Annotated in this window: 22 protein-coding genes; 6 read left to right on the top strand and 16 right to left on the bottom strand. The window is 71.6% G+C overall.

Annotated features, from left to right (window positions below; translation table 11 throughout):
• Nucleotides 1-720, top strand: a 720-nt coding sequence (locus tag G7A99_RS03640) for a hypothetical protein (RefSeq protein WP_163138904.1), incomplete at its 5' end; no start/stop codon positions are given.
• A 22-nt stretch (nucleotides 721-742) separates the two neighbouring features.
• Here G7A99_RS03640 and G7A99_RS03635 read toward each other — a convergent pair.
• From G7A99_RS03635 to G7A99_RS03605, 7 genes are all read right to left on the bottom strand, one after another.
• Nucleotides 743-1948, bottom strand: coding sequence for a patatin-like phospholipase family protein (locus tag G7A99_RS03635; RefSeq protein WP_018718135.1), 1206 nt, complete (start codon nucleotides 1946-1948; stop codon nucleotides 743-745).
• Nucleotides 1949-1950: 2 nt separating this feature from the next.
• A complete protein-coding gene (locus G7A99_RS03630) occupies nucleotides 1951-2097 on the bottom strand; it encodes a hypothetical protein (protein ID WP_018718136.1) in 147 nt (48 codons plus the stop codon).
• Between the two features lie 76 nt (nucleotides 2098-2173).
• Complete coding sequence (locus tag G7A99_RS03625; protein ID WP_018718137.1) at nucleotides 2174-2911, bottom strand: phosphoadenylyl-sulfate reductase; 738 nt, start codon at nucleotides 2909-2911, stop codon at nucleotides 2174-2176.
• A 114-nt stretch (nucleotides 2912-3025) separates the two neighbouring features.
• Nucleotides 3026-3784: an SDR family NAD(P)-dependent oxidoreductase gene (locus G7A99_RS03620; protein ID WP_163138903.1), complete on the bottom strand. Its 759-nt coding sequence runs from the start codon at nucleotides 3782-3784 to the stop codon at nucleotides 3026-3028.
• A gap of 10 nt (nucleotides 3785-3794) precedes the next feature.
• The gene (locus G7A99_RS03615) at nucleotides 3795-4193 is read right to left on the bottom strand and encodes a hypothetical protein (protein ID WP_240466078.1); all 399 of its coding nucleotides are present in this window, start codon (nucleotides 4191-4193) and stop codon (nucleotides 3795-3797) included.
• 97 nt (nucleotides 4194-4290) lie between these two features.
• A complete protein-coding gene (locus G7A99_RS03610) occupies nucleotides 4291-4782 on the bottom strand; it encodes a TerB family tellurite resistance protein (protein ID WP_018718140.1) in 492 nt (163 codons plus the stop codon).
• A gap of 272 nt (nucleotides 4783-5054) precedes the next feature.
• On the bottom strand, nucleotides 5055-6581 hold the full coding sequence (locus G7A99_RS03605) for a lytic transglycosylase domain-containing protein (protein ID WP_163138901.1): 1527 nt from the start codon (nucleotides 6579-6581) through the stop codon (nucleotides 5055-5057).
• A 131-nt stretch (nucleotides 6582-6712) separates the two neighbouring features.
• On the opposite strand from G7A99_RS03605, the gene G7A99_RS03600 reads away from it, so the two are divergent.
• Both G7A99_RS03600 and gloA read left to right on the top strand, forming a co-directional pair.
• Nucleotides 6713-8128 (top strand): phospholipase D-like domain-containing protein, encoded by a 1416-nt coding sequence (locus tag G7A99_RS03600; RefSeq protein ID WP_018718142.1) that lies wholly within the window; start codon nucleotides 6713-6715, stop codon nucleotides 8126-8128.
• A gap of 66 nt (nucleotides 8129-8194) precedes the next feature.
• Nucleotides 8195-8743: a lactoylglutathione lyase gene (gene gloA, locus G7A99_RS03595; protein ID WP_163138900.1), complete on the top strand. Its 549-nt coding sequence runs from the start codon at nucleotides 8195-8197 to the stop codon at nucleotides 8741-8743.
• An 86-nt stretch (nucleotides 8744-8829) separates the two neighbouring features.
• Here gloA and G7A99_RS03590 read toward each other — a convergent pair whose 3' ends face one another.
• Together G7A99_RS03590 and G7A99_RS03585 are read right to left on the bottom strand one after the other, a co-directional pair.
• Nucleotides 8830-9036, bottom strand: a complete 207-nt coding sequence (locus G7A99_RS03590) for a DUF2061 domain-containing protein (RefSeq protein ID WP_163138899.1) — start codon at nucleotides 9034-9036, stop codon at nucleotides 8830-8832.
• 134 nt (nucleotides 9037-9170) lie between these two features.
• Nucleotides 9171-9869, bottom strand: a complete 699-nt coding sequence (locus G7A99_RS03585) for a DUF3429 domain-containing protein (RefSeq protein WP_163138898.1) — start codon at nucleotides 9867-9869, stop codon at nucleotides 9171-9173.
• A gap of 74 nt (nucleotides 9870-9943) precedes the next feature.
• Between G7A99_RS03585 and G7A99_RS03580 the strand changes: the two genes are divergently transcribed.
• Entirely contained in the window at nucleotides 9944-10486 is a 543-nt protein-coding gene (locus G7A99_RS03580) for a DUF3833 domain-containing protein (RefSeq protein WP_163138897.1), read from the top strand.
• Nucleotides 10483-11061: a chalcone isomerase family protein gene (locus G7A99_RS03575; protein WP_018718147.1), complete on the top strand. Its 579-nt coding sequence runs from the start codon at nucleotides 10483-10485 to the stop codon at nucleotides 11059-11061. Before G7A99_RS03580 ends, G7A99_RS03575 begins: the two co-directional genes overlap by 4 nt.
• Before the next feature lie 19 nt (nucleotides 11062-11080).
• On the opposite strand, the gene rmuC is transcribed toward G7A99_RS03575, so the two are convergent.
• Nucleotides 11081-12613 (bottom strand): DNA recombination protein RmuC, encoded by a 1533-nt coding sequence (rmuC, locus tag G7A99_RS03570; protein ID WP_163138895.1) that lies wholly within the window; start codon nucleotides 12611-12613, stop codon nucleotides 11081-11083.
• A complete protein-coding gene (locus G7A99_RS03565; protein ID WP_163138894.1) occupies nucleotides 12610-12996 on the bottom strand; it encodes a hypothetical protein in 387 nt (128 codons plus the stop codon). Before G7A99_RS03565 ends, rmuC begins: the two co-directional genes overlap by 4 nt.
• Nucleotides 12997-13110: 114 nt before the next feature.
• Here G7A99_RS03565 and G7A99_RS03560 point away from each other — a divergent pair, with 114 nt between their 5' ends.
• Nucleotides 13111-13935, top strand: a complete 825-nt coding sequence (locus tag G7A99_RS03560) for an HAD-IIA family hydrolase (protein ID WP_018718150.1) — start codon at nucleotides 13111-13113, stop codon at nucleotides 13933-13935.
• On the opposite strand, the gene G7A99_RS03555 is transcribed toward G7A99_RS03560, so the two are convergent.
• The 5 genes from G7A99_RS03555 to G7A99_RS03535 are packed head-to-tail and all read right to left on the bottom strand — an operon-like array spanning nucleotide 13928 to nucleotide 20354.
• Nucleotides 13928-15037 (bottom strand): SLC13 family permease, encoded by a 1110-nt coding sequence (locus G7A99_RS03555; protein ID WP_163138893.1) that lies wholly within the window; start codon nucleotides 15035-15037, stop codon nucleotides 13928-13930. The genes G7A99_RS03560 and G7A99_RS03555 overlap by 8 nt on opposite strands.
• Nucleotides 15034-16998, bottom strand: a complete 1965-nt coding sequence (locus G7A99_RS03550) for an ATP-dependent DNA helicase (RefSeq protein WP_163138892.1) — start codon at nucleotides 16996-16998, stop codon at nucleotides 15034-15036. Before G7A99_RS03550 ends, G7A99_RS03555 begins: the two co-directional genes overlap by 4 nt.
• Nucleotides 16995-17495 carry a tetratricopeptide repeat protein gene (locus G7A99_RS03545; RefSeq protein ID WP_163138891.1) on the bottom strand — a complete coding sequence of 167 codons (501 nt, stop codon included), beginning with the start codon at nucleotides 17493-17495 and terminating at the stop codon, nucleotides 16995-16997. The genes G7A99_RS03550 and G7A99_RS03545 overlap by 4 nt, the downstream gene beginning before the upstream one ends.
• Nucleotides 17496-17524: 29 nt before the next feature.
• Complete coding sequence (gene mrcB / locus G7A99_RS03540; protein ID WP_163138890.1) at nucleotides 17525-19849, bottom strand: penicillin-binding protein 1B; 2325 nt, start codon at nucleotides 19847-19849, stop codon at nucleotides 17525-17527.
• 1 nt (nucleotide 19850) lies between these two features.
• On the bottom strand, nucleotides 19851-20354 hold the full coding sequence (locus G7A99_RS03535) for a disulfide bond formation protein B (protein WP_163138889.1): 504 nt from the start codon (nucleotides 20352-20354) through the stop codon (nucleotides 19851-19853).
• Nucleotides 20355-20527 lie beyond the last annotated feature (173 nt).

The raw sequence follows: 20527 nt of genomic DNA, 5'->3' as shown, positions 1-20527 counted from the left end.
ATCGACGTGCGCTTCGCGCCCAACGGGCGGGTCAGCCATCGCCGCGAGCGCCGCGACGGCCATCGGGTGGGCCTGTTTATCGAGACCGTTTCACCGGGGCACTACGTCCGCCGCCACTACGACGCGCAGGCTCGCCGCCATGGCACCGAGACCGAGGTCATCGACGGCCGCACGGTCACCTCGGTGACCTACGTCCACGGCAGTCCTGTCGGTCCGTTCCACCGGACCGACACCGAGGGACGTCGCACTGAAGGCCACTACGTCGACGGTGAGCTGGATGGCGCCTACCGAATCACCAGGGACGGCCGCACCGTCGAGCGCAGTCACTATGACCACGGCGTCAAAGACGGCCCCCACGTGCGCTACGACAGCGAGGGCAACATCCTCGAGAAGGGCCGTTACGTCGACGGCGACCGGGAAGGCCCCTGGATCGAGCCCGCCCGGCTCGGCGATCACTGGCGGGGCGACTACCGCCACGGCAAGCGTCGCGGCCGCTGGCGGATCGTCGATGCCCGGGGCTATCCGGTGGAGGAAGGCGTATACGACGACGCCGGCCGACGCACCGGTCTGTGGGCCGTCTACCGCGACAACGGTGAACTCCGGGACTGCCCGCTATACCGCGACGACGAGCGGGTCGAACACCCCGACTACGATTACGATTCCGGGCAGACCGCCATCGAATACTGCAACGGTCAGCTCGAGGCCGCGCCGGAACGCTAGACCGCGGTAGCGCGGGGCAGGGCTACCAGAGGTCCGGCGGCACCGCGCCGCCGGGCCCGCGGCTGACGGCGGGCTCGTAGCCGAGGAAGCGCATGATCTCCGCCTCGCGCGCGAGTGCATCGCTGTAGCCCAGGCGAATGGCCGCACGGCAGAAGCCGGCCTCGAAGAGCAGGTAGCTCATCACCACCGACCCCGGGTCGTCCGCACCGCTGCCGCGGAGGTAGAAGCGCATCGCCCGCGGCAGCTCGGCGGCATGGGCGGCGGCCAGGCCGGTGAGCGAGGTGCTGGGCTGGATCACCAGCGTCTCCACCGGGCGCAGGCCGGTTTCGCCGTGGCGCCGCGCCCGGCCGGGCACCAGCGAGAGGGTGCGGTTGATGCGTTCCAGGCGCTCGACATCCGCCGCCAGTGAGTCCAGGAAGGCGCTGTCGAGCATGTGGCCGGCGATCTCCGCCACCGACGGCGGATGCGACGCCACCGTCTGTGCCGGCGCGGCCGCCTCGTTGTCCGCCACGCCCACGACCAGGATCCGGTCCGCGCCCAGGTGCAGTGCCGGGCTAAGCGGCGCGAGCTGACGCACCGCACCGTCGCCGTAGTACTGCGTGCCGATGCGCACCGGCGGGAAGATCGCGGGGATGGCGCTGGAGGCCATCAGGTGAGCGACGCCGATGTGCGCCGGCCGCCCCTCCCGCCGGGCCCGCCGCCAGCCCGCCAGGTCCGGCGCGCCCTGGAAGAAGGCCACGGACTCCCCGGTCGTGTACGACGAGCAGGTGATGCTGAGCGCGCGCAGATCGCCGCGGTCGATGGCCTCGCGCAGCCACGAGAACCGGATGGTCCGCGCCAGCAGCCCGCGCAGCGGGGCGTTGTCCAGCAGCGCGTCCGGGCGCTGCGTGCCCAGCCCGGAGAAGAACAGCGCCGCGAGCCAGCGCGCCGCGCTGCGGGTCAGCCGCATGCCGCCGGCCTCGTAGACCTGGCCCACACGGAAGTGCCGCCACACACGCTCCAGCCCCCGGGCACCGGTGGAGAAGCGCCGGGCGTGGGTGGCGATAGCGGCGGCATTGATCGCCCCGGCGGAGGTCCCGGAGATCACCGGGAACGGGGACGGCGCCCGCGGCGGAAGCATGTCCGCGATCGCACGCAGCACCCCCACCTGGTAGGCGGCGCGGGCACCACCCCCGGTGAGCACCAGCCCCGCGGTGGGGCGCTCCGTCGAGTGACGGCGGCCGATCACCGTCAGCGGCGGATGAACAGCAGCGCACCCGCGACGATGGCCAGCGCGCCCATGGCGAGGTCGTCGTAGCGGAACGTGAGGTGGATGATGTCGCGCAGGCCGTGAACGATCAGCCAGACGCCGAGGAGTATCGAGCCGAGATGTCGCATGTCATCCCCACGGTTGCGACGGGTTTGTGATTGTCTCCGTGGGGATTATACCGGTGTCGAACGCGCCTGCGGGGCTTCAGACGTGTTCGTGCAGGCCGCACTCGCGCTTGAGCCCGAAGAAGCGCGTCTGCTCCTCGGTGAGGTCATCGCTGAGCGGGCGGCTGGTGTGCCAGTCGCCGATGGACACGTACCCCTCGTGCCACAGCGGGTGGTACGGCAGCCCGTGGCGGCGGAGGTAGTAGTAGACGTCCCGGTCGCTCCAGTCGATGATCGGGTGGACCTTGTAGCGCCCGTTCTGCACCGCGACCACGTCCAGCTCCGCGCGGGAGCTCGCCTGCTGGCGGCGCAGGCCGGCGAGCCAGGCATCCGCGCCAAGCTCGCTGAGCGCGCGCTGCATGGGCTCGACCTTGTTCATGCGGTTATAGCGCTCTATGCCCTCGACCCCCTGCTCCCAGAGACGGCCGTATCGCGCCTCCTGCCAGGCCGCGCTCAGCGGGCTGCGGTAGACGTGCAGGTTGAGCGCCAGCCGCTCGGTGAGCTCGTCTACGAAACGGTAGGTCTCGGCAAAGAGATAACCCGTGTCGATGAGCACCACCGGGATGTCCGGGCGCTGGCGGGTGACCAGGTGCAGCATGACCGCCGCCTGGGCGCCGAAGCTCGACGAGAGCACCAGTCGGCCGGGGAAGTGCGCAAGGGCCCAGGCGACCCGCGCGGTGGCGTCCGCACCGGCGAGCTCCCGGTTGAGCGCCTCCAGCTCGTCCGCCCCGGGGGCGTCGTGGCGGGTGTGCGTATCGATGGCCGTTGCTGCCGTCATCCTGATCCTCCGCATCGCCTGAAGGGGCGGTTCGCGTGAGGGTCACGATAAGCAACGGCCCTTAATCGATAAAGGAATGAATACCTCTATATTCAAACTATATCGTTATAAACCTCACCGCACCGGCTTCACCGGCAACGCCCCCCAGGACTGGCTGACAGGCATGATCTCCATGCTGTTGATGTTCACGTGGGGCGGCAGGTGCACCACCCAGTGAATGATCTCGGCGAGATCGTCGGCCACGATGGGGTCGTTGCCGCGGTACAGCGAGGCCGCGCGCTCGGCATCACCGCGGAAGCGCTGGATGGAGAACTCGGTCTCGCACAGCCCCGGCTCCAGGTTGGTCACCCGTACCCGCGTGCCCAGCAGGTCCGCGCGCAGGTTGCGCGAGAACTGTGCGACGAACGCCTTGGTCGCGCCGTAGACGTTGCCGCCGGGATAGGGCCAGCGCCCGGCGATGGAGCCGAGGTCGACGACATGGCCGCGATTGCGCTCCACCATCCCGGGCAGCACCGCACGGGTGGCGTACATCAGCCCCTTCACGTTGGTGTCGACCATCGCCTCCCACTCGTCCACATCGGACTCCCAGGCGGGCTCCAGTCCGCGCCCGATGCCGGCGTTGTTCACCAGCACGTCCGGCTCGTCGAAGGGCGCGGGCAGCGCGCCGAGGCGCTCCATCACCGCCTCGCGGTCACGCATGTCGAGCTCGACGGCGTGCACATGCTCGGGCCCGCCGAGCTCCTCGGTGAGCCGCGCCAGGCGCTCGCGCCGGCGGGCCGTGGCGACGACGCGCCAGCCCTCGGCGGCAAAGCGCCGGGCGGTGGCCTCGCCGAAACCGGACGACGCCCCGGTGATCAGAATGGTCCGTGTCATCCGCCTCTCCTCAGCATTCGATCTCGTCCTCGAGCACGGGCTGGAAGCGCGTGCCGTCGAGCTCCGGCTGCAGCACCACGATGTCGCCCTTGGCGAACACCCCGGGCCCGAGCCCCTGGCTGGCATGGGACAGGGCCTCGGCGGTGGCGCTCTCGTCCTCCACCCCGGGCGGCAGGACGATGAAGAACCCGACCACCTTGTCGTCCGCGCCGGCGAGGGCCCAGCGGGCCTCGCGGCGGGCACGGTCGACCTCGCGCTGGAGGTCGCGGTCGTCGGGGTGACGCATGGCGCCGGCCCGTAACGCGCGGATCAGCCGCTCGCCGAGCGCCCGGGCCTCGTCCCCGGCGTCCGGCCGGCCGGGGATCTGCACCCCGCCGGCGCCCACGAACGCCTGCGCAAACGCGAGCACGCCGCCCTCCGGGTCGGCGCGCACCGCGTCGCGCCCGGACGCGACGGCATCTCGGATCGTCGCGATCTGCCGGGCCCGGTAGTGGCCCGCGCCGGTATCACTCGAAATGGTCGTACTCGTTCATGTAGCTCGTGGAGTAGGCCTGCTGCACACGGATCTTGGCCGCGATGAAGTCGCGGTGCTGGACGTGCAGCAGCTCGGCGATCTTGCGCACGAGCTGTTCCTCGTAGCGGTTCATGTCCTCGTCGGCGAGGCACACGCGCCAGAGCAGCTCGACCACGCCGCACTTGCGCTCGTAGTCGAAGTTCTCGTTGATCAGGCGGGTGAACTCGAAATGATCCGTCGCCTCGTGGGCCTCGTGGTCGGCCAGCTCGATGAGGGCGGTGGTGTCCTCGTCGGACAGGCCGAACACCTCGCGGATGCCCTCGTGGATGGCCTGGAATTCCATGCTGTGCCGCTCGTTGTCCTCCTGCGCCATCTCGATGAGCAGCGCGGCGGTGGCGAGCTGCAGGCGGTGCTGAGGGTCGTTTTCGGGGTGGTCGTTGAGCTGGATCCGCTCCTGGTAGAAGCGCTTGATGGCCTCGAGCATGTCGGCTCCCGGTTTCCGTGCATGCACGGCCTGCCCCGTGTGCCACCACGGGCGGCAGGCCGCCGGGCCAGCTTTCTGGCCCTTCGCCCCCCGGCGGACCGGCCACCGGGGCCTGGGAGTCCGGGCAGCGGGACTCCTGACTCTAATATCGGACGCCGGTTTGCTCAGTGCAAGTCATGGAACCGCCCCGCCGGCGCAGAACCGGCGGGGCGGGAAGGGCGGACGGCCCGGGCGGGAGACCCGCGTGACGCCGTCGGCTCCCGCCGCGCGGCCTAGTAGTTACCGGCAACCCGCGTCGGCAGCGGGGCCTCGCGGACCACAAGCTCCTGGCCGGGCCGGATCAGGTCGGGATCGCCGATATCGTTGGTGGCGATCAGGTCGTCGACACCCATGTCGTAGCGCCGGGCGATGGCGGCCAGGGTGTCGCCGCTCTGCACGGTATAGACCGCGCCGCCCTCGTCCACCGGGAGCTTCGACAGCGGCTTCGGCGGCTTGCCGGCCATGGGTACGCGCAGGCGCTGGCCGATGCGGATGTGGTCGGGCCGGGTAATGCCGTTGACCGCCGCCAGCGCCAGGGTGGAGACGTCGTGCCGCGCGGCGATCGCCGACAGGCTCTCGCCGGAGCGCACGCGGTGGTGCTGATCCGGCCACTGCTCGGCGTAGCGCTGGTCCAGGGATACCCCGGCCAGGGCCTGGCGCACATCGCCGGGCTCGCGGGCGGGCACGCGCAGGGGATAGCCCTCGGGGACGAACTTCTCGCCGGCCCAGATCCCCCGGCCCAGGCCGAGGTTATAGCGGCGCAGGGTATCCTCGTCGATATCCAGGGCGCTGGCGATGGCCTTGGCGGGCATGAAGTCCGGCACCTTGACGATCACCGGCTCCCAGGCGGACTCCGGCTTCACGTCCGCGAAGTAGCGCCCGGGCGCCTGGGCGACGTCCACGGCGGCCAGGATCGCCGGATAGAAATTACGCGAGGCGAAGCCGAAATACGGGCCGTCGTACTGGTGGATGATGGCGCCGATATCACTGCTGCCGACCGTCTCCACCGCACGCTGCATGCCGTTGGCGCCGTGGTTGTAGGCGGTGACGGCCAGCGGCCAGCTGCCCAGGCGGGCATAGTTGTCGGCGAGCAGCCGGGCGGCCGCCTCGGAGGCGCTCCAGGGATCGAGGCGCTCGTCGATGACGCCGTCGATGCGCAGATACTGGCGGCCCGTGCCCCGGGTGAACTGCCACATGCCGGCGGCACCCGCGTGGGAGCGGGCCGCCGGGTTGAACGAGGACTCCACGTGGGGCATCGCCGCCAGCGCTTCGGGCACCCCGTGCTCGCGCAGGGTCCGGCGGATGTAGCCACGCCAGCGCCCGGAGCGGACCAGTCCCTCGCGGAAGCGGTCGCGCAGACCGCCCTGCACCCGGAGGCGGTCCGCGGCCTCGCGGAAATCATCGGCGACGGCATCGCGGGGGAAGACCGCCCGCACCCGCCGTTCCAGCGCCGAGTCCGGGGCATCCGGGTGCGCCGCCAGGCGTTCGAGCACGCCGCGGTATACCGACACCGCCGCCTTCACCGCATCACGCCGGGGCTCCGGCTCGCTGCGCGGCGGCAGATCGATAACGGCATAGATGCGCCCGAGCTCGCGCCGGTCGTGGATTATCGCCTGATCACCGGACACCTGGGTGTAGACGCGTTTCCAGAAGGCGATCTCCGGCGCGAGGTTGTCCGGCCGCGGCAGCTCCGTGGCCGACACCCGCAAAGCCAGCCCCATCAAGGCGGTCACCACCGCCGTCACAAGGACCCTTCTCATCGCCCCCTCCCCCAGGACGTGCACCATTTCGCAAGCATAACCGCGATTTAGCGCTACGCCTACAAGTTCTGTCATAGCTGTGACGCCGATCACGACAGCCCTGCGACCGGGCGCTGTGCTACCGTCGCGCCATGACCGAGACCGTCAGCCCTGGCCTTGCCGGCTGGCTGGTGATCATCGCCTCCGGGCTGATCGCCACCGCCGCCGCCCTGCACGCGCTGCTGCACAAGCGCGATCCGGCCGCCGCATTCGGGTGGGTGGCGGTGTGCCTGCTCTTCCCGCTGGCCGGGCCGGTGCTCTATTTCCTCTTCGGAGTCAACCGCATACGTACCCGGGCGCGGGTCCTGCGCGCCGAGCAGCTGCCGCCGGCAAGCGGCGTACCGGCGGACGAGCATCTCGCCGTGCATCCCGAGTTCACCCAGCAGGCGCGCATCTCCGGGGCGGTCACCGGCGTGCCGCTGACCGCGGGCAACGCAGTGACCGTCCTCCACGACGGCGAGGAGGCCTACCCCGCCATGCTCGAGGCCATCGAGCAGGCCCGCGATCGGATCTACCTCGCCACCTATATCTTTGAGAGCAACCGCACCGGCATACGCTTCGTCCGGGCACTGGCCCGGGCGGTCGAGCGCGGCGTGGACGTGCGCGTGCTGCTCGACGGCGCCGGGGAATGGTACTCCTGGCCGCGCATCCGTCACCGGCTGCGCCGCGAGGGGGTGCCGGTGGCGCGGTTCCTGCCACCCGGGCTGCTGCCGCCACGGCCGTTCGTGAACCTGCGCAATCACCGCAAGATACTGGTGGTGGACGGTGTGACCGCCTTTGTCGGCGGCATGAACATCGGCGACCGCCACCTGGCCCGCAGCCGCGGCGGCACCCGCGACGCCCACTTCCGCCTGCGCGGCGCGGTGGTGGAGCAGATCGAGACGGTGTTCCTGGACGACTGGCAGTTCACGACCGGTGACCGCCGGCGGCCCCCGCCGCGGCCCGCCGCCGAGGAAGGCGAGGCCATGTGCCGCACCCTCATCGACGGCCCCAACGAGGACCTGGACCGCCTGAGCATGGTGCTGGTGGGCGCCATCGCGGCCGCCCGCCAGCGCGTGCTGATCATGACGCCCTACTTCCTGCCGCCGCGGGAGCTCACCGCCGCGCTGCAGGCGGCCGCGATCCGCGGCGTGCACGTCGACATCGTGCTGCCCGGACACAACAACCTGCCGTTCATGCACTGGGCGACACGCAACGTGCTCTGGGAGCTGGTCAAGTGGGGCGTGCACGTGCACTACCAGCGCGGGCCGTTTGCGCACACCAAGCTGCTGGTCGTGGACGACCACTACGCCCAGATCGGCTCGGCGAACCTCGACCCGCGGAGCCTGCGGCTGAACTTCGAGCTGGTGGTGGAGGTGTTCGACGCCGCCTTCGCCCGGCGCATCGCCGCCCATATCAGGCACGCCGTGGAACACGGCCACAACATCACGCTCACGGAGCTCTCGGGACGGCCGTTCCTCGCCCGGGTGCGCGACGCCTTCTTCTGGCTGTTCACGCCCTACCTTTGAAAACCCTCGCCCCGCCCCCATCCCGGGGCAGGTCGATCATACAGCCAACGACTCAAGGAGGACTGCATGTCCCGTCACTTCGAGCAGGCCCCGGGACTGTGCGAGAGCCCGGACCCGGAGACGCAGCAGTACGTATTCAACCAGACCATGGTGCGCATCAAGTCGCCGGAGCGCTCACTGGACTTCTACACCCGGGTGCTGGGCATGCGCCTGGTCCGCAAGCTCGACTTCCCGGAGATGCGCTTCACGCTGTACTTCCTGGGCTACGTGGACGGCAACGACGCGGCCGGCGTGCCCGCCAACGACGACGCGCGCACCACCTGGACCTTCGGGCGCGAGGCGATGCTCGAGCTCACCCACAACTGGGGCACCGAGGACGACCCGGCGTTCAGCTACCACAACGGTAACGACGAACCCCAGGGGTACGGGCACATCGGCATTACCGTGCCGGACGTGTACGAGGCGGCCGAGCGGCTCGAGCGCCTGGACGTGCCATTCGTCAAGCGCCCGGACGACGGCCGGATGAAAGGCCTGGCGTTCATCAAGGACCCGGACGGCTACTGGATCGAGATCCTCCAGGCCGACATGATGGAGCGCCAGAAGCGCGGCGGCTGAACGGATCACCGGGTCCCCGGGCGGCAGGAGGGACGGAACCGCCCGGGGCACCCCGGTGCCCGGTTACCCATCGACCCGCGCAGGGCTCAGGCCGCCATGGCCGGGGGGCCGCCGGTCTCCCGGCGGGCGCGGTGACGCTCCCAGAGCTTCTCGTGGAAGAAGAACGCCACGGTATTGCACATCGGCTCGATCAGGCCCACCAGCCCGCCGACGGCGAGGCTGCCCGTCAGCATGTAGACGACGCTGACGGCGATACTGAAGTGCATCATGGCGAAGGTCAGCGTCTTGATCATGGCATTACCCTCCGGGACGGGTGTTCGATGCGTTCATTTAAATATTAGTGATTCGCATTTATATTTACAATCGAAGTTCCCTTCCCTTTCGATAGCCACCATCTATTCAACCCGGTTCGGGCCGCCCACTGCGCTCAGGCCAGCCCTATCCCGACCGCCCCCAGCATCAGCGAGACCACCGCGCCGGCGGTAAGGTGATCGCGCAGCCGGCGGAACCAGCCCGGGAAACCGTCATCACCCCAGCCAAGACGCTCCACCGCCCGCCAGCCCGCGAGGGCCGCGGCCAGTACCACCATCCCGGGGAGCGGCGGCAGGAGCACGCCCGGCCAGGCCAGCAACGCGGGGACCACGGAGAGCGCCATCCCCGGCGGCGACGGCGCCGGTGCGGCCACCGCCATGCCCCAGTGGACCGCGCCGACGAAGCTCAGGATCACCGCGGCGTAACCGAGCAGCGCCGCCGCCACCGTCGGCCCGCCCCCGGCGAGCAGCGCGATCGCCCCGGCCGCGAAGGGGATGAGGCCGCCGTAGCCGCACGCCGCGGCCACCGCCGGCATCCGCGTGTCCAGCGTACGCAGTCGCGCCGCCGCCTCGATGCCGCCGGCGAACCGCCGGTCCACGAACACCAGCGGCAGCGTGGGATGGTCCACCGCCTCGCGCAGGGCGCGGTAGCGGGCCCTCGCCGTCTCGTCGCCCATGCCCAGGACCACCTCCGCGCAGTCCGGCCCCAGCCGGGCGGCAGCGTCCCCCAGCGGGCCCAGGTCCGTTATCGGCGAGCGCACCACCACGACCCGGGCCCTGCCGGTGATCTCGTCCATCCACGCCGTGTCGTTCATCGTTCCGGCCTCGTCACTGCCCGATTACTGTCCTATCATACCTATACATTACCGATACAAATATGGAACACGCCATGCAGCGACGTGCCGCCCTCCTCGCCATCATCATGTCTGCGCTGCTCGTCACCGCCTGCGCCGGGCCGCAGCCGCGGGACTACGCCGACACCGGGCCCCGTTTCGACCTCGCCGCGTTCTTCACCGGCCCGGTGCGGGCCTGGGGGATCTTCCAGGGCCGCGACGGTGAGGTCCGCCGGCGCTTCACCGTGGACATCGAGGGCCGGATGGAAGGCGACACGCTGGTGCTCGACGAGCGCTTCCGCTACGCCGACGGCGAACGCCAGCAACGGGTGTGGCGCATCGAGCGCGTGGACGCGCACCACTGGCAGGGCGAGGCCGGGGACATCGTGGGCACCGCCGCGGGCTCGGAATACGGCTTCGCGCTCAACTGGCGCTACACCCTGAAGCTGGCGGTCGATGGCACGGAGTGGCAGCTCGCCTTCGACGACTGGATGTACCGCATCGACGAGGACACGGTCATCAACCGCGCGCAGGTGTCGAAATGGGGCATCAACGTGGGCGAGGTCACGCTGTTCTTCAGAAAAGGGGCGTCGTCGTGACGCGGCTCGCGGCGTTCTGCCTGGCGCTGGCGCTCGCCGTCCCGTTCGCCAACGCGGCGCCGGTGCTCGAGCACGGCGCGCGGTTCGAGCGCACGCAGCAGACCGAGGCGGGGCGGCTGCGCCTGGCGGGCACCGGCGTGGCGACCTACCGGGTGCTGTTCACCGTCTACGCGGCGGCGCTCTACGTCCCGCCGGGGACGCCGTCGTCACAGGTACTGGACGACGACACCCCGCGGCAGCTCGCCATCGAGTACTTCTACGACATCAGCACGGCCGACCTGGTGCGCGCGGCCAATACCGTGCTGGAGCGCCAGCTGGACGACGCCACCCGCCGCGAGCTGGCACCGGCGATCCGGCGTTTCCACGCCCTGTACAAACCGGTCAGGGAAGGCGACCGCTACACCATGACCTACCGCCCCGGGCACGGCACGCGCCTGGCGCTCAACGGCCGGACCCTCGGCAGCGTGCCGGGGGCGGCGTTCGCCCGGGTCTACTTCGGTATCTGGCTGGCCGACGGGGCGCTGTCGGCGTCACTGCGCGCGGACCTCACCTCACGCCTGCCGCCCTCCGGCTGAGACGGACACCGGGGGGCGGTCACCCCCGCCCGGAGGCGGCATCCCCGCTGTTGCCGGTGTCCTCCTCCCCGTCCCCGCCCTCGTCCTCTTCATCCGCACCCGCATCGGCCACCAGGTCCGCGTTGAGGCGCTTGCGGGGATTGAGGCCGAGGCGGCGGAGCTGCTCGACCTGGCGTACGAGGTTGCCGCGCCCGTCCACGAGGCGCCCGCGGGCGGTGTGATAGCTCTGCTCGGCGCGCTGCAGGTGGGTGCCGACCTCGTCCAGGGCCTCGACGAAACCCACGAACTTGTCGTGGAGCTGGCCGGCGCGCTCGATGATGCGCTCGACATTGCGGTTTTGGCGCTCGTACTGCCAGATCCGCTCGATGGTCTTGAGCACGGCGAGCAGCGTGGTCGCGCACACCGGGATGACCCGGCGCTCCATGGCCCGGTCCACCAGGCCGGGATCCGCCTCCATGGCCGCGAAGTACGCCGGCTCCACCGGCACCCACATGAGGATGTAGTCCAGGGTACGGTTCTCCGGCAGGCGCTCGTAGCCCTTGCCGGCGAGCTCATCGATGTGGCGGCGCACCGAGCTCACGTGGGCACGCAGCTGCTCCTCCCGCGTCGACTCGTCCTCCGCGTTCGCATAGCGCTCGTAGGCGGTCAGCGAGACCTTGGAGTCGATGATCACGTCGCGCTGCTCCGGCAGGTGGATGACCACGTCCGGGCGCAGGCGGCGACCGTCGCCGTCGGTGTACTGGGGCTGGATCTCGTACTCCTCGCCCCGGCGCAGTCCGGCGGTCTCCAGCAGCCGCTCCAGGACCAGCTCGCCCCAGTCGCCCTGGTACTTGGTGTCACCGCGCAGGGCGTTGGTGAGGGCGCTGGTCTCGCTGACGATGCGCGAGATCTCGTCGCGCAGGGTGTGGCGCTCCTTGCTGGCCTCGCGCACGTCCCGGTGCAGGCCCTCGATCTGCTCGCGGAACGGGCGTAGCAGGTGGGTGAGCTGCTCGCTGCTGGTCTGGCGGAAGGCCTCGCTCTTGTGCTCGAAGATGCGGTTGGCGAGGTTTTCGAACTGTTCGCTCAGGCGCTTCTCCGCGTCCGCCAGGCTGCGCTCGCGCTCGGCGAAGGCCCTCTGGCGCTCCTCCGCTTCGGTCTCCATGCGGCCGATGCGCTCGCGCAGCTCGCCGGCCTCGCGGGCGTGGCGGTCACGCTCGCGGACGGTCTCGTCGTAGCCCTCGCGCAGCTCGGCGACACGCTGCTCCAGCGCCTCGGCCCGGCTGGCCAGCGCCGCGTGCTCGCGCTGCAGGCGGTCGCGCTCTGCCACGTAGGGCTGCAGACGCTCGCACTCCCGCTCCAGGGCCTGGCGTTCACCCTCGCGGGCCGCGAGATCCTCCCGCAGGGCGTGCTCGCGGGCCTCCGCCTCGGCCAGCGCGCGGCGTGCCCGGCGCCCCCCGAGCAACGCGGCGGGCAGCACGAGCATCGCCGCGGCCACCGCGGCGGCGACGGCCGCCACCGTCCACTGCGCTGGCGTCCACGAGGCGATCCCGGCGAACAGGGCGTCGACGCTCATGCGTCGTCCCCGCGGTCAGCGGCGTCGCCGCTGTGTGCCTCGCCGGCCTCGGAGCACACCCGCCGGGGCTTGCCCCCCGGGCCGCGCCGGATCTCCTGGGGCGCCCCGCAGACCGGGCAGACCAGCGAATGCGAGCCACCACCGGCGACCCGGCCCGCACCGCGGCCGTGCCCGCCGCGGCGGTTGTAGACGGCCCCGCCGGCGGCGGCGATCAGCCAGAGCACCAGCCACACCGGGGCCAGGCGCGCCAGCACGCCCAGCACCGCACCGGCGTCGCCACCGGGGTCCGGCAGGCCCTCGTGACCGAAGACCAGGAAGAGGTAGCCGGCGACGCCGACGATCACGAAGGTGTACACCGGCAGGCGCACGCGTCGTTCGCTCATGTCATCCCGCTTTCAAGATTCATCCCGTAACATACTAACCGGTTCACGGGAGACGCCACCGTCAGGGCACCCGTGACCGCACGATACGCCCCACGCCCGCACCGGAGGAACGCAATGACCGCCACCACCACCGTCGACGCCCTGCTCGAGCGCTACGACGCGGTGCTGCTGGACGCCTACGGCGTGCTCGTCACCGGCGACGGCGCCCTGCCCGGCGCACCGGCCCTGGTCGGGCGGCTGACCCGCGAGGGTCGGCCGTGGTACGTGGTCACCAACGCCGCCTCCCACGTGCCTGAGCACCTGGCGGAGCGCTTCGCGCGCCTGGGCGTGCCGGTGCCCGCGGAACGGATCATCAGCTCCGGGGCGATGCTGGCGCACCACCTCGTGAGCAACGGCCTCGCGGGACGGCGCTGTGCGGTGCTCGGCCCCGCCGGGAGCGCGGATTACGTGCGCCGCGGCGGCGGCGACGTCGTCGCCCTGGAGGACGACTTCGACGTACTCTGCGTCTGCGACGAGGCCGGCGGCGACTTCCTCGCCGACGCGGAAGCCGCCCTGAGTGGGGTCTGCCGGGCCGTGGACACCGGGCGCGACGTCACCCTGCTGCTGACCAACCCGGACGTGATCTACCCCACCGCCCCCGGGCGTTTCGGCTTCACCGCCGGTGCCCTGGCGCTGCTCATCCAGCGCGGCCTGGAGCTGCGCTACGCCGCGCCGCCCCGGTTCACGCCCCTGGGCAAGCCGGAGCCGGTCATGTTCCGGCGTGCGCTGGAGCTCGCGGGCACGGCCAACGCCGTGATGATCGGCGACCAGCGCCATACCGACATCCTCGGCGCCCACCGCGCCGGTATCGACAATGCCCTGGTCGCCAGCGGCGTCGCCTCGGCGGACGCCCACGATGACCTGCCGGCACCGGACTGGCTGCTAGCCGGGCTCAGCTGAGCCCCGGCAGGCGCATCAGCACCAGCGCGATCACCACGGCACCGGCGAGCACCGGCAGCGACCAGGCATGAAAGCGCCACCACAGCCCGGGCGCTCGCGCGAGCCGCAGGGCAATGAGGTTGGCCATCGAGCCGACGGCCAGCCCGAACCCGCCGACGTTCGCGCCCCAGGCGAGCCGCCCCCAGTCGTCCGTGAACGCCGCCAGGAACAGCGTCGCCGGCACGTTGGACATCCCCTGGGAGGCGGCCACCGCAGCGGTGAACGCGCCGCCGGGCAGTCCGAGCAGCCAGCGCGCGGCGGCCGCCGCCCCCGGCAGGCGCGCCAGGAGCGCGAGGTCGAGGAACATGAGGACGAACACGGCCAGCGTCGCCCAGTCCACCCGCGCCAGCACCCCGGCCCGCGTCACCGCGATCACGGCAATCACCGCCAGCGCGGCGGCCAGCGCGAAGCCCGCATCCACCAGCACCAGGAACACCGGGTAGACGGCCAGCGCCACCGAGAGCAGCGTCCGGTCCACTCCGGCGGCCGGTGGCGTGTGCGCGCCAAGCGCGGCACGGGGAAACGCCAGAGGCACCAGCGCGAGCAGCATCGCGGTGAGCGCGAGCCCGAGCGGTAGCAGGGTGGCCGTGAAGGCGGTGAAGCCCGCGTCGGCGTGCTGCCAGAGGAAGAGGTTCTGCGGGTTGCCCACCGGGCTGGCGGCGGAGCCCGCGTTCACCGCGAGGGCCTCGAAGACCACCAGCCGCGCCACCGGCAGCGGCGTCATCAGGCCGGCGGCGAGGGTCAGCGGCACGACCACGAACAGCGCGATGTCGTTGGTGATCACCGCGGCGAGCAGCGCGGAGACGGCCACCAGCACCGCCGCCAGGCGGCGCTGGTCCCCCGCCCGGGCGAGCAGCCAGCCGCCGGCGCGGGCCAGGCTGCCGCTGTCCTCCAGCGCCCGGCTGAGGACCATGAGCCCGGCGAGCGCGGCAATGGTGTACCAGTCGACGAGCGCCGGGAGACGGGCCGCCGGTATCCCCGTCACGATAACCAGTGCCGGTGCCGCCACGGCGAGCGCCACCAGCAGGCGCTCACGGCGCAGCCACGCCCGGGCGCGGCTCATGCGGGGCTGGAGTCGCGCTCGTCGGTGTCCGCGGCCGCCTCGCCCATGGCGGCGAAGAACGCCTGGACCTGGCGGAAGCTCCGCGTCAGCGGCATCGGCGGGAGGCTGTCGAGGAACACCCGCCCGTAGCCCTTGGTCACGACGCGGTTGTCGCCGATCACCAACACCCCCTTGTCGGAGGCGTCACGGATGAGGCGGCCCACGCCCTGGCGCAGGGCGATCACCGCCTGGGGGAGCTGGAAGTGGGCGAAGGGGTTGCCCTCGCCGGAACGCAGCGCCTCGATGCGCGCCTGGGTGACCGGGTCGGAGGGCGAGGCGAAGGGCAGGCGGTCGATGATCACGCAGGACAGCGCCTCGCCGCGCACATCCACGCCCTCCCAGAAGCTCTGGGTGCCCAGCAGCACCGCATCGCCGGCCTCGCGGAAACGCTCCAGCAGCCGCGCCTGGGCCGCCTCGCCCTGGACCAGCAGCGGATGGTCGGTGCGCTCGCGCAGGTACTCGGCGGCCGCGCGCAGGGCCCGGTGGCTGGTGAACAGCACGAACGCCCGGCCCCGGCTCTCGCGCAGGGTCCACTCCACCATCACCAGGAAGCGCTCGAGGTAGTCCGGGGCGTTCGGCGGCGGCAGCTTGCCCGGCACGTAGAGCAGCGCGTTGTGCTCGTAGTCGAACGGACTCTCCAGTCGCAGGGTCTGCGGCTCGCCGAGCCCGAGCCGGGCGATGTAGTGCTCGAAGCGCCCGCCCACCGACAGCGTCGCCGAGGTGAACACCCAGCTCCCCGGGTGCTTGGCCATCTGCTTGCGGAACGTGCCGGCCACCTCCAGCGGCGTGAGCCGCAGGATGAACGACTGCTGGTGGGTCTCGAACCACTGCACCTGCTCGTCGTCGTCACCGCCTTCGAGGAAGCTCCCGAGGGCGTCCTGGAGCTCCGCGGCCCGGCGCCACACGCTCTCCACCCCCTTGCCGCGCTGGGCGTGGGGCGCGAGGTGCTCGTGGAGCCCGGCCAGGCGCTCGCGCACGGTGGCGACCGCGTCGGTGACCGTCTCCTCGCCGGCGATGCCCGCCCAGGGCTCACGCCGGCCGGCGCTGCCGAGGGTGAGGCGGAAGTCCAGCACCGCCTTCTGCAGCGCTTCGGCGGCATCGGCGATGTCCGTGGCCTCCTTCGCCTCGCGAACCTGCTCCACGCGGGCGTCACGGGCCAGCTCCACGAGCTGGCGGCTGCTCACGGACAGGCCGAAGAACTGGGCCGCGGTGTCCGGGAGCTGGTGCGCCTCGTCGAGGATCCAGGCGTCGGCGGCGGGGAGCACCTCGCCGAAGCCGCCGTCGCGGACCGCCCAGTCCGCCATCAGCAGGTGGTGGTTCACCACCACCACGTCCGCCTCCTGGGCCCGGCGGCGTGCCTCCATGAGGTGGCACTCGGCGTGGAACGGGCACTCCTGGCCGAGGCAGTTGTCCGGCGTGGAGGTCACCTTGCCGAGCAGTCCGCCCTCGATCCCGGCAACCGGCGCCTCGGCGAGATCGCCGCTGCGGGTCTGGCCGGCCCACTCGCGGATGCGTTGGAACCGCGAGGCCTCCTCGCGGGAGTCGAACCGTCCCTCGGCGGCGGCGGCCTCCATGCGGTAGAGGCAGAGATAGTTGCTGCGGCCCTTGAGCAGCGCGCGGCGCACCGGGTGCTCCAGCGCCCGCGAGACCAGCGGGAGGTCGCGGTGATAGAGCTGATCCTGCAGCGTCCGGGTGCCGGTGGAGACGATCACCTTCTGCCCGGAGAGCAACGCCGGGACGAGATAGGCGAAGGTCTTGCCGGTACCCGTGCCCGCCTCGGCCACGAGCACACCGCCCTCCTCGATCACCCCGCCCACGGCCTCCGCCATGGTCTGCTGCTCGCCGCGGGGCGAGAAGCCGTCGACGGCCCGGGCGAGCGCGCCGTCACCGCCAAGGGCGTCGCGGGCGTGCTCGCCGATCACTGCCCGCCCCCGAGCTCACGGGCCCGGGACTCGGCCTGGCTGGCGCCCTCGGCGTCGCCCTTCATGCGCCGGCAGGCGGCGATCAGCCGCCAGTTCTGGGCCTTCAGCTGACGGTCGCCGGTGAGATCGCTGGAGCGCTGGGCGAGCTGGATGGCCTGGTCGCAGCGGTCCTGGCGGTAGCGCACCACGGCAAGGTTCTGCCAGACGGCGGCATTGTCCGGCGCCAGCCGCACGGCGCGCTCCAGGGCGTCCGCGGCGCGGTCGTTCTCGCCGGCGGCGGAGGCGGACTCCGCCCGGGCCACCAGCCCGCGCACCGCCGGCGGCAGGGCCTGGCCGCCGCCGGCGGGCGGCTGCGCCGCACCGCCCTCGCCCGGCGACGGCGGCGCCGGCACGGTCTCGCCGGTGCCGGTGCCTCGGCCACCGCCGGGCGGCGCCGTCGAGCAGGCAGCGAGGAGGACGGCCAGGAGGCCGGTCGCGAGGAGCGCTCTTGCGGACATGTCGGGGTTCTCCCTGCTCGGCGGCGGCGTCAGTCGACCAGCCCGCGCAGCCATGCCCCGGCCCGTTCGACGACGTTGCCGCGGCGCGCGCACTCGGCACGCTCGTCGGGCTCGGCGCCGCGGGCATAGGGCAGCTGTACCGCGTCCGGGCAGTCGGCGTTGGCCAGCCGTCCGGTGTCGGGATCGATCCAGGCCGGCTCGACCCCGTCGGGCATGCGCGGGTTCAACGGCTTGTAGGGTAACGCAGCAAAGAGCTCGCCCCATACCGTAAGCGCGCCGGTGGCCCCGGTCAGCCCCGTCTGGCCGTTATCGTCCCGGCCCACCCAGACGACCCCCAGGCGGTCGGCGGAGAAGCCGGCGAACCAGCTGTCGCGCAGATCGTCGGTGGTCCCCGTCTTGCCCGCGACACCCGGACTGGTGCCGAGCCAGCGCTGCACGCCGCGCCCGGTACCCTCCCGGACCACGCGCTGCATGGCATTGCGCAGCAGGTACATGGGCACGCGCTCGACCGTGCGCTCGACGGTCAGGGAATAGCGGCTGAGCACCTCGCCGTCCCGCGTCATCACCGTACGCACCGCGCGCAGCGGCGTGTGGTAGCCGCCGGTGGCGATGGTCTCGTAGATCCCCGCCACCTCCAGCGGCGTATACGACACCGTACCAAGCAGCATCGAGGGGTAGACCGTGTCCGGCAGCGATCCGCCCAGGCGCGAGAGCGTATCCGCCACCGCGCGGAGGCCGAGGTCCAGCCCCAGGCGGACCGTGGGGACGTTGTAGGAATGCGCCAGCGCCGCCCACAGCGGGACGTCGCCGTGGCGCTCGCGGTCGTAGTTGCGCGGCGTCCAGGTCTGGCCGTCGGCGCCCTGCACGGTCACCGGGCGGTCGTGGATCACGCTGCCGAGGCCATACTGGCCCGGGCGCTCCAGCGCCGTGAGATAGACCGCCGGCTTGACCAGCGAGCCGATGGGCCGGGCGGCGTCGAGGGCGCGGTTGAACCCCGGGAAGCGGGGGTCGCGCCCACCGACCAGCGCCTCCACCTCGCCGGTGTCCACGCCGACCACGACGGCCGCCGCCTGGGTATCGTCCTTCCAGTTCCCGGTGCGCCGGACCACCGCCTGCTCCGCGGCGTGCTGCACCGAGGGCGCCATGGTGGTGAAGATGCGCAGGCCGTCGTTGTTGAGGTCCTCGCGGCGGTAGTCCCGGGAGAGGTCACGGCGGACCAGATCCATGAACGCCGGGTAGGCCGTGCGCGCCTCCGGCGGGCTCTCGTGGACACCGAGCGGTTGTTTGCGTGCCCGGGCGACGGCGTCGGCGTCGGCGAATCCGCCCTCGGCCATCACGTCCAGCACCAGGTCGCGGCGTTTGCGCGCGCGCTCCGGATGGCGCCGCGGGTCATACCACGACGGTCCCTTCACCATCGCCACGAGCAGCGCCTGCTCGGCGAGGTCGGTGCGCTCCAGCGGCTTGCCGAAGTAGAACCGGCTCGCCAGGCCGAAACCGTGGATGGCGCGGTCGCCGTCCTGACCCAGATAGACCTCGTTGAGGTAGGTCTCGAGGATGGTGCGCTTGTCGTAGTGCCACTCCAGCAGCACGGCCATGACGGCCTCGTTGGCCTTGCGCCAGAGGGTGCGCTCGTTGCTCAGGAACAGGTTCTTGACCAGCTGCTGGGTGAGCGTGCTGCCGCCCTGCACGATCTCGCCGGCACGGATATTGGCGACCGCCGCGCGCAGGATGGCCAGCGGCGACACGCCGAAGTGCTCGGTGAAGCGCCGGTCCTCCACGGCGATGAGGGCGGCGACCAGGCTGCGGGGCATGTCCGAGAGCGCCATCGGCTCGCGGTCGGCGTGCTGCCCCGGGTGGACGCTGCCGATGCGCGCCGGGTCCAGCCGGAACAGGTCCAGGGCCTTGCCGTCGGCGCCGCGCAGCCGGGCGACGCGACCGTTGTCGACGGTCACGCGAATGCGGCGCTCGCCCGTACGGCCGTCGGGGAAGCGGAAGGCCCGGCGGTGGATCTCGAAGGTCGCGCCGTTGCGGCTGTAGGAGCCCGGCGCCTTCGGGTCGCGCACACGCTGGTAGTCCGCAGCGGCCAGCTCGCGCGCGAAGGCATCGGTATCCAGCGTCAGCCCCTTGTAGAGCTCCAGCGGCCGGGCGTAGACGTCCGCCGGCAACGCCCACTGGCGGTTCTCGAACTCCGCCACCACCCGCTGGTTGAGCCACCAGGTCCATCCCGCACCGGCCACCACGGCCAGCACCAGGGCGAGCAGCAGCCCGCGCCGGAGGAACCGCGCAACCGGTCCGCGCTGCTGACGCCGCCGGCCTCCGCGGCGGCCGCCCTTGCTGCCCTTGCGCGCCGCCATGTCAGCGCCGGCGTGCCGGCCAGTTGACCAGTACGCCCCCGATCCCGGTCAGAACGAAGGCGACCAGCGTCCAGGCGGGGATGCTGACGCCGAGGATGCGATCCACCTCGGCGCACTCACCGGAGCCGGATAGCACCATCTGCAACGCCTGCATCGGCGGGAAGGTCTCGAGCATGTAATTCAGCCCCGGGCCGCAGGCCGGCACCTGGTCCGGCGGCAACGACTGCAGCCACAGGTGACGAAGCGCCAGCCCGACGCCCGCCGCAGCGATGATCAGTCCGAGCACCGCATAGACACGGCCGCCCCCTCGGCGCGGGGCGTGCAGGCCGGCGACGAGCAGCACCAGCCCCAGCGCGGCGAAGGTGACGCGCTGGAAGATGCACAGCGGACAGGGCTCCAGGCCCTGGACGTGCTCCAGGTAGACGGCAAAGGCGAGCAGTGCGGCACAGAACCCGAACCCAAGGAGGTTGAGGCCACGGCGGTGTTCGACGAGTGTGGTGGTCATGGACGGCAACGCGGACCTGGCAGTGTTGACGAGGTCTGCATGGTAGCAGACCGCCGCAGCGCATCGTTCCCCGACGGGCCACCATACGCTAGGGTATGGTCATGACGTCGCCCCCCGGCGACGATACCGACAGCACGGCAACGGAGGCGGGCATGATCCCGGTATTCTGGCTA

Source organism: Arhodomonas sp. KWT (assembly GCF_010993615.1).
Note: the sequence above shows the minus strand (reverse complement) of the source record. Positions and strands in the feature narration are given on the sequence as shown.

What these genes read in the sequence shown, in the direction of transcription:
- G7A99_RS03630 (WP_018718136.1), bottom strand. Translation starts at nt 2,097, where the DNA reads ATGCGACATCTCGGCTCGATACTCCTCGGCGTCTGGCTGATCGTTCAC.
- G7A99_RS03625 (WP_018718137.1), bottom strand. Translation starts at nt 2,911, where the DNA reads ATGACGGCAGCAACGGCCATCGATACGCACACCCGCCACGACGCCCCC.
- G7A99_RS03620 (WP_163138903.1), bottom strand. Translation starts at nt 3,784, where the DNA reads ATGACACGGACCATTCTGATCACCGGGGCGTCGTCCGGTTTCGGCGAG.
- G7A99_RS03610 (WP_018718140.1), bottom strand. Translation starts at nt 4,782, where the DNA reads ATGCTCGAGGCCATCAAGCGCTTCTACCAGGAGCGGATCCAGCTCAAC.
- G7A99_RS03605 (WP_163138901.1), bottom strand. Translation starts at nt 6,581, where the DNA reads ATGAGAAGGGTCCTTGTGACGGCGGTGGTGACCGCCTTGATGGGGCTG.
- G7A99_RS03600 (WP_018718142.1), top strand. Translation starts at nt 6,713, where the DNA reads ATGACCGAGACCGTCAGCCCTGGCCTTGCCGGCTGGCTGGTGATCATC.
- gloA (WP_163138900.1), top strand. Translation starts at nt 8,195, where the DNA reads ATGTCCCGTCACTTCGAGCAGGCCCCGGGACTGTGCGAGAGCCCGGAC.
- G7A99_RS03590 (WP_163138899.1), bottom strand. Translation starts at nt 9,036, where the DNA reads ATGATCAAGACGCTGACCTTCGCCATGATGCACTTCAGTATCGCCGTC.
- G7A99_RS03585 (WP_163138898.1), bottom strand. Translation starts at nt 9,869, where the DNA reads ATGAACGACACGGCGTGGATGGACGAGATCACCGGCAGGGCCCGGGTC.
- G7A99_RS03580 (WP_163138897.1), top strand. Translation starts at nt 9,944, where the DNA reads ATGCAGCGACGTGCCGCCCTCCTCGCCATCATCATGTCTGCGCTGCTC.
- rmuC (WP_163138895.1), bottom strand. Translation starts at nt 12,613, where the DNA reads ATGAGCGTCGACGCCCTGTTCGCCGGGATCGCCTCGTGGACGCCAGCG.
- G7A99_RS03565 (WP_163138894.1), bottom strand. Translation starts at nt 12,996, where the DNA reads ATGAGCGAACGACGCGTGCGCCTGCCGGTGTACACCTTCGTGATCGTC.
- G7A99_RS03560 (WP_018718150.1), top strand. Translation starts at nt 13,111, where the DNA reads ATGACCGCCACCACCACCGTCGACGCCCTGCTCGAGCGCTACGACGCG.
- G7A99_RS03555 (WP_163138893.1), bottom strand. Translation starts at nt 15,037, where the DNA reads ATGAGCCGCGCCCGGGCGTGGCTGCGCCGTGAGCGCCTGCTGGTGGCG.
- G7A99_RS03545 (WP_163138891.1), bottom strand. Translation starts at nt 17,495, where the DNA reads ATGTCCGCAAGAGCGCTCCTCGCGACCGGCCTCCTGGCCGTCCTCCTC.
- mrcB (WP_163138890.1), bottom strand. Translation starts at nt 19,849, where the DNA reads ATGGCGGCGCGCAAGGGCAGCAAGGGCGGCCGCCGCGGAGGCCGGCGG.
- G7A99_RS03535 (WP_163138889.1), bottom strand. Translation starts at nt 20,354, where the DNA reads ATGACCACCACACTCGTCGAACACCGCCGTGGCCTCAACCTCCTTGGG.